Here is a 14,969-nt window from a genome sequence, read left to right as displayed (position 1 = left end):
GTGGCACCGTCAGTGCTCGCCGACGATGATGATGTGATGTCAGAAGGAAGGCCTGAGGGCAAGCCACAGGGGATGTCACGAAGTTTCGACGAACTCGTAGCCGAAGCCGAATCTGCCTCCGTCGACGGATGGGATTTCTCGTGGCTCGACGGGCGCGCTACGGAGCAGCGTCCCTCATGGGGATACCAGAGGCTGATGGGTGAGCGTCTCGGCCGCGCCGGCGCCGCATTGGACATCCAGACCGGCGGCGGCGAAGTCCTCGCCGCTGCACCGTCACTCCCGCGGGTGATGGCAGCAACCGAATCCTGGCCACCGAACATCGCCAAGGCCACCGCCCTTCTGCGTCCCCGAGGTGTGGTGGTCGTCGCGGACGCAGACGAGCCACCGCTACCGTTTGCCGATTCGGCATTCGATCTGGTGACCAGCCGGCACCCCGCGACAGTGTGGTGGTCCGAGATCACTCGCGTGCTCGAACCCGGGGGAACGTACTTCGGCCAACATGTGGGTCACGCCAGCGTGTTCGAACTGGTCGAGTACTTTCTCGGTCCTCAGCCGCAGGCTCGTCGTGGACGGCACTACGAGGATGAAAGTGCTGACGCGATTGCGGCCGGGCTCACTGTCGTCGACCTTCGTTTCGAGCGTCTGCGCATGGAATTCTTCGACATCGGCGCCGTTGTCTACTTCTTACGCAAGGTGATCTGGATGGTTCCGGGATTCACCGTGGCGCAGTACCGAGACCGACTCCGCGAACTCGACGCGCAGATCCGTCGCGCCGGATCGTTTGTCGCGTACTCGAGTCGATTCCTGATCGAGGCACGCAAGAGCTGAGCGCACCGCGACGGGGCAGCGCATCCCGAACGTGATCGAAGCTGCTAAGTCGACTCGTCGACGTCGCTCCGCGAGCCGATCGCAGCGGCGAGGTAGTCGCCGAGTTCACGCTGAAGGTTCGCGTCGAGCGCCCGGGCCAGTGCCGAATGTACCGATGCCACACCGAGTTCACGCATCGTCTGGAGCATCTCGGCTGTTCCGGCAATCTCGTCGCCCTCCGGAAGCCAACCGACCCCGTGCTGATCGACGATGCGGTCCTTCGCCGCCTGAATCAGGTCTTTGGCGATCCCGTCCACAGCGTTGTGGAGCTTTTCATGCACATCGACAAGTTGATCGAGAGTAAAACCGTATTCGAGGAGACTCGAAAACCCGCTGAGCAAAGCAGGATCGGTGAAAACACAGTTCTCGCCTTCGATCTGTACCAGTCCGAGATCTACGAGTCGATCCAGTTGACCATCCGCATCGCCCCCGAGAAACTCGCGTACGACGGTCATCTCGATACTCACGGTGTCACTGCGGGACCATGATTCGGTGACCGCGTGCTGCAGACCCAGCACCTCTGTCAGGTCTTTCCCGGTTTCCCACCCGGTGATGAAGTCGTCGATATGCGCAGTGGTGAAACCTCGTTGAAGAAGTGTGTCGATCAGTTTGAGGCGTTCGAGGTGCGCGTCGCCGTAGATGCCTACCCGCCCCCGCTTCTCCGGTGGAGGAAGCAATCCGCGTTCCTGATATGCCCGTACGTTCCGCGAGGTGGTGCCCGCAGCCCGCGCGAGATCGTCGATGCGGTACTCGGTCACCGCCTCGTCTCCTCTGCCGCGTCGGTCGTCACGATTCCAACTTAGTGGCAACACCAGGCCGATCAGAACCCGGGATCAGGTCTGCGCAGTGTCTTTCTCGCGCACTGTGCTCGTGTAGTCCCGAAGATCCACCGATTTCAATTGGTTCACGTACTGGGTCGCGAAACCGGGAAACATCGTGGCATTGAAACCTTCGTCGGTGAGATACCAACTCGAACATCCAGAGTTCCACGTGGTCTTCGACAGCCGCCGTTGCAACTCGACGTTGTACGCATCTTCGACATCTTGACGAACATCGAGTGCCTTGAGGTCGCGCTCGAGGACGATTTTGATCGCTTGGGCGAGATAGTCGAGTTGCGCTTCCATGTACACGAGGGCGGAGCTGTGCCCCGGACCCGAGTTGGGTCCGAAGGTGAAATACAGGTTGGGGTAACCGGATACCGCGATGCTCTTGTACGCACGCGCCCCCGATTTCCACTCCTCTGCGAGCACACGTCCACCCCTTCCGATGATCGGGACCGGTGTTCCGGTCTTGCAAACGTCGAAGCCGGTGGCGAACACAATGCAGTCGAATTGATGCTCGATCCCTTCGACCGTGCGAACGCCATGTGGGGCCAATCTCGCGATCGGCCAGGTCACGAGTGTGCAATTGTCCTGCTGGAGAGCCGGGTAATACTCGCTGGTCATCAGCAACCGCTTGCACCCTGCCCGAAAATCGGGAGTGAGTTGTCGCCGCAACCACGGGTCCTTCACCTGCATGCGCAGATGAAGACGCCCGACTGTTTCCACCACCCTCGTCAACGGGGATTCCCAGACCACCCCGAGCGCTACCGATTCGTGTCCCCAGTACCAAGCCCGACGCGCCAGAGTCTGGACGACCGGATGACGACGGTACAGCTCCTTCGTGCGAGGTCGTGTGCGTAGATTTGCTCGCGGCAATGCCCATCCGGGGGTTCGTTGGAAAACCTTCACAGATCGTGCAGTTTTGACGAGTTCCGGCACGATCTGGACGCCACTGGCGCCGGTTCCGATCACTGCGACTCGCTTGTCGGTGAAGTCGTAGTCATGGTCCCAGCGAGCACTGTGAATCTTGTGTCCTTCGTAGCTCTCCAAACCCGGAACAGCAGGAAAGCTGACGTTCGCGAGCGGACCCGACGCCATGACGACGGTCCGGGCAACGACCGCTTCACGGCCCTCGAGCGCGATCGTCCAGGCGCCGGTCTGCTCGTCCCACTCGATGCCCGTGACGTTGCACCGAAACCGAATCTTCGAATCGAGGCCGAACTCTTTCACCATCGTTCGGATGTAGCCGAGGATCTCCGCACTGGCTGAGTAGGTGTGCGACCAGTCGGGGTTCGGGGCGAAACTGTACGAGTACAGACGGGACGGAATGTCGCACGCGGCTCCCGGATACGTGTTGTCGCGCCACGTCCCGCCGACCTCCGTGCCCCGTTCGAGAATGACGAAGTCCTCGATACCGTTCTGCTTCAACCGAATCGCCGCTCCGATTCCTGCGAAACCTCCACCGATGATCGCCACTGACAGTGGCTCGGCAGTACTCATGCGAGTGGCTCGTACGTCAGTTCCTTGGCCCAGGTCGGCTCGGAATTGAGCCTGCTGCCGGAAAGTCGGCCAGTGACCTTGACCATCCGATCGGCAAGCAGATGATAGGGATGGTTGCGATTGATGACCATGTTTCCGTGCCACTTCACCACCCGATACATCGGGACGCGGAGCGCGGCCGGACTCCGTTCGCCTACGTTCCTGAACCGCTTCATCGCGGTGTAGAGCCGTTCCTCGTTCACTCCCATGTCGACGATGTTGTCGCGCATCTTGTTCAACAGCGGGATGTATCGAAGTGTCCCGATGATCAACGCCGGATTCATCCAGGCGCCGACGGTTTCGACGACGAGCTTGCGCGTCGTCGAGTGCCCGAGCATCTCGATCACCGCGAAATCGACCGCCAGATGCCTGGACTCGTCTGCATTGATCTTCTTGAACACAGCCTGACAGACCGGATCCTCGATCTCGTCCATGATGAATTTGACCAGGGCTCCGTCGAGCGCCACCTCGAGCATCGGTATGACGGTCCCGAGAATCGAGAGAGACAAACCGTCGGAATGCTTGTCCAGCCAGTCGATGACGAGCTTGACGTTGATGTTGGGCTCGGGCATCTCGTCGCCGTCGAGCATTCCCCACCTACGCATCAGCGCGAGTTCGGCGTTGGCGTGCTTCTGTTCCTCGGCGTGAAAATGCCGATAGATGTCGCGGAGAGTTTCAGTCGGCGCCTTGAGAGCCATCGCAGCGAAGCCACGGGCACCGACGTTCTCGATCCACATCAGGTCCGACATGAACGGTTTCAGCTTCGCGTGAAGCTCTGGACTGATCGTCTCGGCACCGGGAGCATCCCAGTCGATCTCCACCAGAGCCCATTGTCGGTCCTTGATCTTCTGCAGCATTCCGTCGAAATCGAAGGACATGTCACGCTCCTTTCGTGCTCAGCGAGTTCGTATCCGGCACCGCCGAGGCTCCAGATGATCCCGACTTCTGTTTCGGCGCAAAGCGATTGAGAACTCCACAGCCCCACGTGTATGCAACGGGTAGATACCGCTTGAGTCGCCAGATCACCTTCGCATCGAACTGCGGCACCACGTAGAGTCGCCCCTTGTCGTAGGCGTCGAGAGTGGTGACGGCGATGCGCTCCGGCGAAAAGCCGGTTCGCCGCATCAACGTCTGCGCCAATTGTGTTGCTTCCGCGGTGATTCGACCGTCGCGAGCAACATTTGTCTTGACGAAGGTCGGACACAGCACCGTCACCCGCACTCCCGTACCGGCAAGTTCAGCAGACAAGGTCTCCGAGAGCGACATCACGGCCGCTTTGCCGACGTTGTAGGGCGCCATCAGCGGCGCAGCCGCAAACCCAGCGGCCGAGGCCACGTTGATGAATCCCCCGGCGCCGCTCGCACGCAGTTGTGGAGCGAATATCTCACAGCCGTGCACGACACCCCACAGATTGATCCCGAGTGCCCACTCCCAATCCTCGAAACCGATCTCACCCACCGGTTTCCCACCGATACCGACCCCGGCATTGTTGATCACCAGCGAAAGCGGTCCCGCAAGTTCGAGTTCCGCGAACAACGCCAGGTCCTGAACCTGCTCACGAATCGACACATCGCATTGGACGGCGTGTGCGGTACCACCGATCTCGTCGATGAGTGCCACAGTTTCCTTGGCCCGCTCCAGCGAGATATCCGCGCAGATCACCTCACCGCCTCGGCGCGCCAACTCCAACGAAAAGGCCCGGCCGATTCCGCTGCCGGCGCCGGTCACCACTGCGCGGGCATTGTGGGACAACGTCGATCCGCGGTTATTGGTCGGCTTCTTGGTTGACACTGGTCGGCTCACCGCGAAGTCGCTTCGACTGCTGTGCGTTTCTTCATCTACAAAGAGTCATCCACAACCGTGCCAGTTGTCAATGGCCTAGAATTCGATGGCGGAATGCGCGCCGGTCGAATAAGTACCCGAACTGCTCGAATGAAGTCTTTTGTCGACCGGCCGTGATCCCTAAGCGGGGTGCGCGGACTTCCAGTGCTCGGCGATGTCGATGCGCCGCGCGATCCAGACCTTCTCGTGCGACTGCACGTGGTCCAGGAATCGTTCGAGAGCGGCAGCACGGGCGGGGCGGCCGACTATGCGGCAGTGCAACCCGACCGAGAGCATCTTCGGCGATCCGGCCGTCCCCTCCGCATACAGCACGTCAAAGGCGTCACGAAGGTGCGCAAAGAACTGATCTCCGCTGGGAAATCCTGCGGGAGAGGCGAAACGCATGTCATTGGTATCGAGCGTGTACGGAACGACCAGGTGCTTCACCGACTCTGCGCCACGCGGCACATCGACCCAGTACGGCAGATCATCTGCGTAAGAATCGGAGTCGTAGACAAAGCCGCCGTGCTCGACCACCAGTTCACGAGTGTTCGGTGAATCGCGTCCGGTGTACCAACCGAGAGGCGCCGAACCCGTCAGATCTCGCAGAATCTGCACTGCCTCGGCCATGTCTGCGCGTTCGCGTTCGATGTCCACGGATTGGTAAGACTTCCAACGCAATCCGTGGCACGCGATCTCGTGGCCTAACTCCTGAAAAGCACTGACTGCTTCGGGGTTACGCTGCATCGCCCGCGCCACCGCAAAGACTGTGAGAGGCAGGTTTCGCCGCTCGAAGGTTCGCAGTACACGCCACAACCCGGCCCGGGAGCCGTACTCGTACAGCGATTCCATGCTCATGTGTCGGTTCGGAAACGCCTCTGCCGGAGTCATTTCCGACAGAAATGTTTCCGAAGCCGCGTCCCCGTCCAGGACGTTGTTCTCCGCTCCCTCTTCGTAATTGAGGACGAACTGAACGGCTATCCGCGCGTCGCCGGGCCAGTGCGGGTGCGGCGGATGAGGCCCGTATCCCACCATGTCCCGGGGATAGGTGTCCCGGGGATCGTTCTCGCGCGGATAGTCGCTCATGTCAACAACTTTACCGTCAGCGCCCGGAAATCACAGCGCGAGCAGCGTCGGTCAATACGCCGAAGACTCTCAGCCGCGCGAGGCCACCATCCGGGAAGATGTCCAGACGGACATCGGTGACCGGGGCTTCGGATTCGATCGGAAAGCGATGACGCGTATCCGGACGCAGCGTCGTGCGCGGCAGCAGTTCGATCCACTCCCCTCCCGTCGTTCGGCCGGCCAAAGCACCCTCACCCGGACTGTTTCCGAGGAAATACGAGGTGTCGATCTCGACGAAGCTCAACACGCCTTCACCCGCGAGTTGTACTTGCACCCAGTCGTTTCCGTCATCGCGGCGCCTGGCGGTCTCCCACCCGTCACCCATCGAAGCAGCGCGTCCGGGAAACAGGATGTTCTGCGGTGAGCTGTAGAACATGTTGGAGCAATCGGTCACGCGGCCACCGTTTTCGAGTGCTGCGAGGTCCAACGGCCCGGCGTCGAGGAAACGTGGGTCCGGCCGCGCTTCACCGTGAACACGGAATCTCGCCACGCCGCCGTCCGGGTAGATGGTCAGCTTGACGTGTGTCCACCGCTCCTCCGACGCCACCGAGAACGGATTCTCCGAGTCGCCCCGCACGGTCGAGCGCTCGACGATGGTTGTCCACTCGCCGGAGCCGGCGAGGTCGAGGGGATCCGGATACCCGTCGACGGAGATTGCCTCCACCGAGATCTCGGGCGGGTAATTGCCCTTGAACCAAGCAGTGTCGACGACGACGCCTCGCACCACTCCGGGAACACCGAGGCGCACGATAGCCTCGTCATGACCTGCCGCGCGGCGACGACGCGTCTCCCAACCGTCGTACACCTGCCCCTTGTGCCCGAACGTCGCCGGCTGGTACCCGGCCTTGCCTGGCCGGATCAGGGCCTCACGCTCGGCGAATGCCTCGTCGTTGGCCCAGATGACGGCTCCGCCGAGGGTGCGCAGTGCCAGGTCGGGCAGCAAAGTGAATTCGGTGGTGCTCATCGGTCAGTGTTCTCCTGTGATCGGTGTGGTGCGTCCTACGAGATGGCGGAGTGCGTCGGTGTCGGCGCCCGGTGCGAGCCGGAGAACCTCGGATTCCGGATAGGCCCCCGCGTCGAGCCCGCGCAGAACCACCGCCGCCAGAGCCTGTGCCGTTGCGGGTTCGTCCATCACATCGCCACCTTGGCGCCCCAGGTACGACTCGATGCGCGGAGCGGCGGCACCGAGCGCGTTGCGGTAGAAACCGAAGGTGGCGAGCCAGCGGGTGACCAGGTGCCCGGGGTGCATGTCCCAGCCCTGGTAGTAACCGCGTTCCAGGGATCGTGTGACGAGCCCATGGTGCCGAGTGATCGCGTCGCGGATTGCCGTGGCACTCCCGACTGGCGCGACCTGAGTGGACCCGTCGCACACCCACACGCCGGTCTGCGCGGCAGCAGCCAACATGACAGCCTTTGCGTGATCTGCCACCGGATGTTCGAGCGACTGATGACGCGATGCAATTCCGCACGCCGCACTGTAATCGTAAGTGCCGTAATGCAAACCGGTCAGACGACCGGCACCGCGGTGGATGGCCGGAGCAACAGCCACCGTTCCGTCGGCAGCGATGACTGCTTGCGGGCTCTCGATCTGCAACTCGAACCGAAGCGAACCCGGCTCGAGTCCGTGAGCCTTCTCCAGTTCTTCACAGAGCAACACCGTCGCCGTGACCTGCTCCACCGCGCGCAGTTTGGGGACGGTGAAGACAAATCCGTCCGGCACTCCGCCGGCTGCGTCGAGCACCAACTCGAGCGTCCTGATCGAGCGTCGACGCTCACTGGCCGGCAACCCCTTGAACCTGATGCCACCCCAGTTCGGCCCGGCAGGATCAGCGCTGAGCGCCGCAAGTGTCCGCCCGGCCGACGTCGCTGCAGCGTCTTCTTCCTCGTCGCTGCGGCGTCCGTATCCGTCCTCGAAATCTATTCGAAAGTCTTGGACCGGCTTGCGGCCGAGTTGAACTCGCACATCGGCGAGTGCATTCTCGGTATCGAGATCGGCGAACACATGCGCGTGAGAATCGAGAAGCGCAATCGCCTGCTCACCCCACAGACGAGGGGTGTCGACGGTTGCATCAGCGGCACTGACGTAAATCGTGTGCACTGGCTGGATCTCGTCACGGTTTCCCGGGTACTGCGCCGCGAGCCGCTCGTCCACCGGGTCCAGAAGTTCGTCCAGACGATCATGGACGGCGGCGGAGAGTCGGGATTCTGTCATCGGACGATCTTCTCAGAACCTCCGCGAACCCGCAGGTTCTCACGCCGCCGTCGCAGTCCGGGTCAGCGACCCCCGACGAAGGGAACATTGACGAAGCTCGGCCGGTCCGCAGCCAACTCGATGTGCTGCGGCTCGAGTTGGCTGTCGGCGAGCATCGGCCCGAGGGCCAGGTAACGCGGCACGCTGGCAGCGTAGACGTCGACGCGAAGTCGGTGCCCCGGTTGCAGCACTGCGTCCGTCGGGAGCATGTTGATGTCGACGGTGGTGACCTCTCCGGGAACAACCGGCTGACGCGTGTCGATCGTCAGAAAGTGGTGCGGTTCACTGTAGTCACCGTTGGCCGAGCGGGTGCTCTTGGAATCGTCGACCGCCCGGAGCGACGCAGTCAGAGCGCCGTTCGTGATCGGCGTCGAGGTTCCGTCCGGCGCTACGTCGTTGACCGTCGCTGCCCAGAATCCGTCCGTCGCGTCCAGGACCGTCTCGAGATGGACGTTGATCGGGCCCGAGAGTGTTGTCGGCTCGGTCACTGCCTCACCGGTGAACGTGAGACCCTCCGCTTCCTGGAATCGGGAATCCTTGGAACACGACGCACCGAGCACCACGGAAATACCGGCAGTGCCCTGAGTTCCGTCACCGGAGCAGAAGCCTCGCAGTCCGGGTGCAACTGTCAATCGCGCTGCGGCACTGGGCGGGTCATCGGTCAGGGAACCGTCGTACGCCGCGTGAGCGGCAGTACCGCTGGGCGCGGAGTTGAGATACATACGTTCGTAGCTCGCACCTGCGCGCGGGAACTGATCGTCCGTGATCCATCCGCCACCTTGCTGGAACATCGTCACCGGACCGTATCGATCGATTCCGTTGTCGATGCCCTTGAGCCACTTGTCGAACCACGCACGCTCGAGCACGTCGAGGCGCGGCGGCGCACCGTCCTTGCCGAACCCACCGCCGGGAGTGACGTGATAGCCGTTCCCCATGATCAACTGCTTCTGTCCGGGCGGCAGATCTAGTCCGTTGTAGATCCGCGGCTCACTGTTGGCGAAGATGTCGTGCCACCCGCCGTAGACCATCGTCGGAACAGTGATGTTTCCGACGTCTGCGGACCGGTCCTGATAGAACTGACCGTCTTGCGCGACTTGCAGAGTCGACGGTGACACGTCCTCGATTCTCTGAGCCGTCATCGCTTGCACCAGTTCGGGAATCAGCGTTCCCGGATCCTCGAGGCGGCTCGCCAACCACAGGGGATCGAAGTTTCCTTGCAGGATGTCCTGAACGTTCGGGACAAGTTTGAGCCCGTTGACCGCGGCCAACCACAACGGCATGAACCCGACGCCGAGGCCGCCGCCGGTTCCGACGATGTCACGCAGCAGATCGTTGCCCGGTTCGACCGGGAAGATCGCCTTCAGTGCAGGTGGATTGTTGCTTGCCGCCTGCACCGAGTTGATCGCGGAGTAGGAGATGCCCGCCATCCCTACTTTCCCGTCGGACCACCCCTGCTTGCTCATCCAGTCGATGACCTCGACCGAATCCTGTTGCTCACGCTTGCCGAGCACGTCCCAATTACCTTGGGAGAAGCCGGTTCCACGTGCGTCGACCACAACCTGTGTGTATCCGTTCTGGACCAGATCACGGTTGACGCCGAGCACCCTGGCACCTCCGCCGGCGATGACGCCCGTCAACTCCGACACTCCGTCGAACGGCGCCGCAAGGTCGAGCGAGTTCGCCACGTCCATCAACGTCTCACCGACCTGCGGAATCGACAGAGCTGAATCCACCAGCGTGTCCAGCAGTTTCGTGTACGGCGTGATGTTGAGGACCGAAGGCGTCTTCGATTCCACGGCCCGTCCGGAGGCATCCGCCGGTCGATACACATTCGCTTGCAGAACTGTGCCGTCGCTCATCGCGATGGGCACGTCCCACTCGATGGAGACCCCCGGATACTGCGGCGTCGCCTCCGTTGCCGCGAGCCAGGCCTGCCCGTCCGACCCTCCCGTCGGATCCGCAGAAGCGACGGCGCTCGGCACCGTCAATCCCACGACGCACAGCCCCACCGCAATCGTTGTCGACCTTCGACGTAGAAGTCGTGTCCTCACGAAAACCCCAATTTTCTGTTGTGATGACCCAGCCCTGCCCCCACGACAGTGACCGGTGTCACGAACTTACCGGATAGTAACTTCCGTCCCATATGTCGTCAATAGGTCTGAATGCCGACCGGACGGCTAGCTTTGAAGATGTGTCACGATCACCCCTTCCCGTCCGCGACGGCCTGAACCCCAGTCGCATCCGTCAGCCCGACGACGGCATGTGGGCGACGACGCTCGACTACCTGCTCGAACGGTTTCCCCAGGATGCCGTCCGCCTGCGGGAGAAAGTCGCAGCCGGGGAGGTCGTCGACGAGAAGGGCGTCGGAATCACCGAGACGAGCGCTTACGCTCCCCGGCGGTTCGTCTACCTGTACCGCGACCCTCCCGTCGAAACGCGGGTGCCGTTCGAGATCGACATCCTCTATCGGGACGAGAACATCCTTGTCGTGGACAAGCCGCACTTTCTCGCGAGCACCCCGCGCGGCCGATACATAGCCGAATCTGCGTTGGTCCGCTTGCGTCGGGACCTCGATCTACCGGAGCTGAGTCCAGCTCATCGCCTCGACCGCGTTACGGCGGGACTGCTGCTGTTCACCGTGCATCAGGCGGCCCGGCGCGACTACCAGACCATGTTCGCCGAGCGCCGCGTCACCAAGGAGTACGAGGCCATCGCGCGTTACGACGCTCAGGTGAACACCCCCGTAGTCGTGCGCAGTCGCATCGTGAAAGAACGCGGGGTACTCAAGGCCGAGGAGATCGAGGGCGAGCCCAACAGCGAGTCGCGAATCGAACTGATCGAGACGCGGGACGGCTTCGCGCGGTACCGATTGCTCCCCCATACCGGCAAGACTCATCAACTTCGCCTGCACATGACCTCGCTCGGGCTACCGATCCACGGCGACAACTTCTATCCCGACTTCTACGACGTTGCCGCAGAGGATTATTCGAATCCGCTGCGCCTGCTGTCGAAGGTTCTCGAGTTCGAGGATCCGACTACCGGCCGCCTGCAACGGTTCGAAAGTAGGCGGACCCTGTCCTGGCCGGACGAATCAGCCCATGGCGACTCGCCGTAGGAACCCCGGACCCTTCCACTGTGCGTCCGATACCGGGAGGATGGAAGCGCAGACCGCACCGCAAGAGGAGACCAGATGAGCAAGACCGCTGACGTACCCGAAGCCGTACGGGAGATCGAGCGTAAGTACGAGGCGCCCGCCGAACAGGAAGTTCCCGCACTGGGCGGACTTCCCGGTGTCGTCGGCGAACCGGTCCACGACTCGATACAGCTCTCTGCCACCTACTTCGACACCGCCGACTACCGGTTGCTCGCCGAGAAGATCACGCTGCGCAAGCGTGAAGGCGGCGATGACGCGGGATGGCACATGAAACTTCCCGCAGGCCAGGACACTCGAACCGAAATTCAGCTTCCACCGGACGAGAGCACCGATGTGCCCTCGCCGCTGTCGAGTCTGATCCGGGCGATCATCCGCGGACACGATCTGGTGCCGGTCGCCCTGATCATCACCGATCGGGAGCGCACCAGGCTCAACGGCGAAAACGGTGTGCTGCTTGCCGAAGTCGTCTCCGACACCGTCATCGCCTGCAAGGCAGACGGTTCCGGAGAGTCGACGTGGCAAGAAGTCGAGGTCGAACAAGGTGCAGGCGGACAAGACCTCGCCGACGCCATCGAGTCGGTTCTACTGGACGCCGGACTCGAGCGTTCTGCGAGTCCGTCCAAACTCAAACGAGCACTGGGCACTTCGGTCACGCCGTACGTCGGCCACGAGGTCACCACGGGCAAAGCATCGAATCCGCGGATTCTGTTGCGCAATTACCTCATCGAACAACAGCGCGCACTGGTCGCAGCGGATCTCGGGACGCGCCGGGCCGACGACGAAGCCGTTCACGATTTCCGGGTCGCAGCACGTCGCATCCGAAGCGCTCTCCAGTCGTATGCCGGCCACTCCCCCAAGACCGACGATCTCATCACGGATCTGCGATGGATCGGTGGAAAGTTCGGCGACGCCCGCGACGTCGAGGTCCAGTGGGAGCGTCTTGTGGAACGCCTCGGCGAAATCGACGAGATGCCCGAACGAGAAGCTGTGCGAGCTCGAATCGACGAGTTCTTCTCGGCACGCGGTGAAACCGCCCAGGAAACAGCCCTCGAGGCGCTCGATTCCGAGCGATACACCACGCTGCTCGATCGTCTCGACGAGTACGTCGGCGACCTCGAGTTCGACACAGTCGCACACCGCGTGGGAAAGAAGGCGTCGGCACGAGAATTGGCTCATACCCTGCGCCACCTGGCACACAAGGTGGGTAAAAGAGTCGACCACGTCTTCGACGCCGATACCCGCACCGATCGTGACGAGCGCATGCACCGCGCCCGCAAGGGAGCCAAGCGGATGAAGTACGCGATCGAGGTCATGGAACCCGTGTCGAAGAGTCGAGCCAAGCGCGCCTTGAAGCATTTCAGCCACTTCCAGGACGTTCTCGGTGAGCATCAGGATTCCGTTGTCGCCCAACATCATCTGCTCGAAATTGCCGCAGAGCAGGAACACACGTCATTGACCAGCTTTGGATTGGGCATGGCCTATCGGCGGGAATTGGAAATCGCCGACGGGCAATCAACCCTGCTGCGCAAGACGTGGAAGGAAGCCGTGAAGTCGGCGTCGTCACTCTGGTGACTTCGCTGTAACCAGTCGACCGATCTCGATCATTTCAGAGGGAGTAGACATGAACACACTTGCAGGACACCAGGATGTCGTCGCCGGCATCGACGGATCCGAGGCCTCCACGGCCGCGGCCCGGTGGGCCGCCTCGATCGCCAACGCGGTGAATTCACGACTGATTCTGGCGCACGCCCTGCCGCAAGAGGGTCCGATCTACAGTCCCGCTGCAGTGATGTTGCAGTCGCAGTTCCTCAGCCAGATCCGCGAAGACGGCGAAGCGATAGTCGAGGCCGCCGCCGCAGTGATTTCGGCCGAATTCCCGGAACTGACCATCGAATCCGAGATCGCGCCAGGGCCGGCGTCGACGCACATCCTCGAATCCTCGGGTACCGCACGCCTGATCGTGATGGGGTCGACCGGATCGGGCGCACTGCGCTCACGGCTGCTCGGGTCGACCGCACTGAAGGTGGCCAATCATGCAATCTGTCCGGTCACCGTGTGGCGTGGTTCGGCACAGAATCCCGGTCCGGATCAGCGTCCCGTCATAGTCGGAGTCGACGGAAGCGCGTTGAGCAAGAAGGCCGTCGAGTACGCGTTTCGTTATGCCGATCAGTTCGACGCACCGCTCATCGCAGTTCACACCTGGCAGGGTTCGTCCACCTTCCGCGAAGGCGGAGCGGGAATTCTGATCGACTGGGAGGCCGTCGAACAGGAGGAATCGGCACTGCTGGCAGAGAATCTCGCGGGCATGGCCGACCAGTACCCCGACGTGCCGGTCACCCGCATCAGTGAACCCGGTGCCGCTGCCCCGGTCATGCTCAAATACGCCGACGACGCGCAGTTGATAGTTGTCGGAAGTCACGGCCGCAGTGCGATGGCCGGCGCCGTGATGGGATCGACCAGCCAGAATCTGCTGCACCATGCGCCAGGACCGGTCATGATCTGCCGTGCCTGAATTGCTGTGCGCCTTTATTAACCGCGGGGGGTTAACAAAGGCGCACAGCAGGGGTCAGGCGAGGCCCGTGCCTACCAACTGACCTACCCCGTACGTCACAGCCATCGCAAGTGCGCCGCCGATCACCACGCGTAGCACCGCTCTGGTCTTGCGGGCTCCGCCTAGCGTCGCGCTGATCGTTCCGGTCAGCGCAAGTGCGATCAGCACCGCGAAAAACGCAATGGGGACACGGATACCCGTCGGCGGCACCAGAATTGCGACCAGCGGGATCGCCGCGCCGATCGTGAACGAGATTGCCGACGAAATCGCCGCATGCCACGGATTGGTGAGATCTTCTGGATCGATACCCAATTCGACTTCTACGTGTGCCGCGAACGCGTCGTGCTCGGTCAATTCTTCGGCGACGCGTCGAGCCGTCTCCGGACTCAATCCCTTGTTCTCGTAGATCTCGGTCAGTTCCTGGAGTTCAGCCTCCGGGGTCTCGAGGAGTTCCTTCTTCTCCTTCTGCAGGAGCGCGCGTTCAGTATCCCGCTGGGCGCTGACCGAGACGTACTCGCCCAACGCCATCGATACAGCGCCGGCGACCAGGCCTGCAAAACCAGCCGTGAAGATCGCGGAACGCTCGGTTGTCGCTGCCGCAACACCGACCACGAGGCCTGCGGTCGAGACGATTCCGTCGTTTGCACCCAGAACACCGGCACGCAGCCAGTTCAGGCGATTGTTCAAACTCGGTGCGTGAGGTTCCGAGGCATGGGGTTCTGGTTCCCCTTCCGGCGCCCCATCGGTCAACTGCACACTGTCTCCGGACATGGCATCAGATTAGGGCGATCAGTCCGGTTGCGATAGCAATCTGAGCCTGTCCTTCGCGCAGTGATATAT

13 protein-coding genes are annotated in these 14,969 nt (G+C 62.1%); 4 read left to right on the top strand and 9 right to left on the bottom strand.

Translation table 11 applies throughout. The annotated features are described in order from the left end of the window. Positions 1-72: 72 nt before the first annotated feature. Positions 73-828: a class I SAM-dependent methyltransferase gene (locus ACFWEM_RS06385; RefSeq protein WP_378532072.1), complete on the top strand. Its 756-nt coding sequence runs from the start codon at positions 73-75 to the stop codon at positions 826-828. 44 nt (positions 829-872) lie between these two features. On the opposite strand, the gene ACFWEM_RS06380 is transcribed toward ACFWEM_RS06385, so the two are convergent. The 8 genes from ACFWEM_RS06380 to ACFWEM_RS06345 form a co-directional block, all read right to left on the bottom strand. Further along, the gene (locus tag ACFWEM_RS06380) at positions 873-1,625 is read right to left on the bottom strand and encodes a MerR family transcriptional regulator (RefSeq protein WP_378532070.1); all 753 of its coding nucleotides are present in this window, start codon (positions 1,623-1,625) and stop codon (positions 873-875) included. 75 nt (positions 1,626-1,700) lie between these two features. Next, on the bottom strand, positions 1,701-3,188 hold the full coding sequence (locus ACFWEM_RS06375) for a flavin-containing monooxygenase (RefSeq protein ID WP_378532068.1): 1,488 nt from the start codon (positions 3,186-3,188) through the stop codon (positions 1,701-1,703). Continuing rightward, entirely contained in the window at positions 3,185-4,105 is a 921-nt protein-coding gene (locus ACFWEM_RS06370; protein ID WP_378532066.1) for a ferritin-like domain-containing protein, read from the bottom strand. Before ACFWEM_RS06370 ends, ACFWEM_RS06375 begins: the two co-directional genes overlap by 4 nt. Position 4,106: 1 nt before the next feature. After that, positions 4,107-5,018, bottom strand: a complete 912-nt coding sequence (locus ACFWEM_RS06365) for an SDR family NAD(P)-dependent oxidoreductase (RefSeq protein WP_378532064.1) — start codon at positions 5,016-5,018, stop codon at positions 4,107-4,109. Positions 5,019-5,189: 171 nt separating this feature from the next. After that, on the bottom strand, positions 5,190-6,134 hold the full coding sequence (puuE, locus tag ACFWEM_RS06360; protein WP_378532062.1) for an allantoinase PuuE: 945 nt from the start codon (positions 6,132-6,134) through the stop codon (positions 5,190-5,192). A 16-nt stretch (positions 6,135-6,150) separates the two neighbouring features. Further along, positions 6,151-7,137 carry an allantoicase gene (gene alc / locus ACFWEM_RS06355; protein WP_378532060.1) on the bottom strand — a complete coding sequence of 329 codons (987 nt, stop codon included), beginning with the start codon at positions 7,135-7,137 and terminating at the stop codon, positions 6,151-6,153. Positions 7,138-7,140: 3 nt separating this feature from the next. Then, the gene (locus tag ACFWEM_RS06350; protein WP_378532058.1) at positions 7,141-8,385 is read right to left on the bottom strand and encodes a DUF6986 family protein; all 1,245 of its coding nucleotides are present in this window, start codon (positions 8,383-8,385) and stop codon (positions 7,141-7,143) included. 62 nt (positions 8,386-8,447) lie between these two features. After that, complete coding sequence (locus ACFWEM_RS06345) at positions 8,448-10,475, bottom strand: CocE/NonD family hydrolase (protein ID WP_378532056.1); 2,028 nt, start codon at positions 10,473-10,475, stop codon at positions 8,448-8,450. Between the two features lie 140 nt (positions 10,476-10,615). Between ACFWEM_RS06345 and ACFWEM_RS06340 the strand changes: the two genes are divergently transcribed. The 3 genes from ACFWEM_RS06340 to ACFWEM_RS06330 all read left to right on the top strand — a co-directional run bounded on the left by ACFWEM_RS06340 (position 10,616) and on the right by ACFWEM_RS06330 (position 14,090). Next, entirely contained in the window at positions 10,616-11,539 is a 924-nt protein-coding gene (locus ACFWEM_RS06340; protein ID WP_378532054.1) for a pseudouridine synthase, read from the top strand. A gap of 75 nt (positions 11,540-11,614) precedes the next feature. After that, the gene (locus ACFWEM_RS06335; RefSeq protein WP_378532052.1) at positions 11,615-13,150 is read left to right on the top strand and encodes a CYTH and CHAD domain-containing protein; all 1,536 of its coding nucleotides are present in this window, start codon (positions 11,615-11,617) and stop codon (positions 13,148-13,150) included. A gap of 49 nt (positions 13,151-13,199) precedes the next feature. Next, positions 13,200-14,090: a universal stress protein gene (locus tag ACFWEM_RS06330; protein ID WP_378532050.1), complete on the top strand. Its 891-nt coding sequence runs from the start codon at positions 13,200-13,202 to the stop codon at positions 14,088-14,090. A gap of 54 nt (positions 14,091-14,144) precedes the next feature. Here ACFWEM_RS06330 and ACFWEM_RS06325 read toward each other — a convergent pair whose 3' ends face one another. Next, positions 14,145-14,900, bottom strand: coding sequence for a VIT family protein (locus tag ACFWEM_RS06325; RefSeq protein ID WP_378532048.1), 756 nt, complete (start codon positions 14,898-14,900; stop codon positions 14,145-14,147). Positions 14,901-14,969 lie beyond the last annotated feature (69 nt).

Origin of the sequence: Rhodococcus sp. NPDC060176 (assembly GCF_042728675.1) — a bacterium.
Lineage (GTDB): Bacteria > Actinomycetota > Actinomycetes > Mycobacteriales > Mycobacteriaceae > Rhodococcus_F.
Note: the sequence above shows the minus strand (reverse complement) of the source record. Positions and strands in the feature narration are given on the sequence as shown.

What these genes read in the sequence shown, in the direction of transcription:
- ACFWEM_RS06335 (WP_378532052.1), top strand. Translation starts at nt 11,615, where the DNA reads ATGAGCAAGACCGCTGACGTACCCGAAGCCGTACGGGAGATCGAGCGT.
- ACFWEM_RS06370 (WP_378532066.1), bottom strand. Translation starts at nt 4,105, where the DNA reads ATGTCCTTCGATTTCGACGGAATGCTGCAGAAGATCAAGGACCGACAA.
- ACFWEM_RS06385 (WP_378532072.1), top strand. Translation starts at nt 73, where the DNA reads ATGTCACGAAGTTTCGACGAACTCGTAGCCGAAGCCGAATCTGCCTCC.
- ACFWEM_RS06330 (WP_378532050.1), top strand. Translation starts at nt 13,200, where the DNA reads ATGAACACACTTGCAGGACACCAGGATGTCGTCGCCGGCATCGACGGA.
- ACFWEM_RS06325 (WP_378532048.1), bottom strand. Translation starts at nt 14,900, where the DNA reads ATGTCCGGAGACAGTGTGCAGTTGACCGATGGGGCGCCGGAAGGGGAA.
- alc (WP_378532060.1), bottom strand. Translation starts at nt 7,137, where the DNA reads ATGAGCACCACCGAATTCACTTTGCTGCCCGACCTGGCACTGCGCACC.
- ACFWEM_RS06375 (WP_378532068.1), bottom strand. Translation starts at nt 3,188, where the DNA reads ATGAGTACTGCCGAGCCACTGTCAGTGGCGATCATCGGTGGAGGTTTC.
- ACFWEM_RS06350 (WP_378532058.1), bottom strand. Translation starts at nt 8,385, where the DNA reads ATGACAGAATCCCGACTCTCCGCCGCCGTCCATGATCGTCTGGACGAA.
- puuE (WP_378532062.1), bottom strand. Translation starts at nt 6,134, where the DNA reads ATGAGCGACTATCCGCGCGAGAACGATCCCCGGGACACCTATCCCCGG.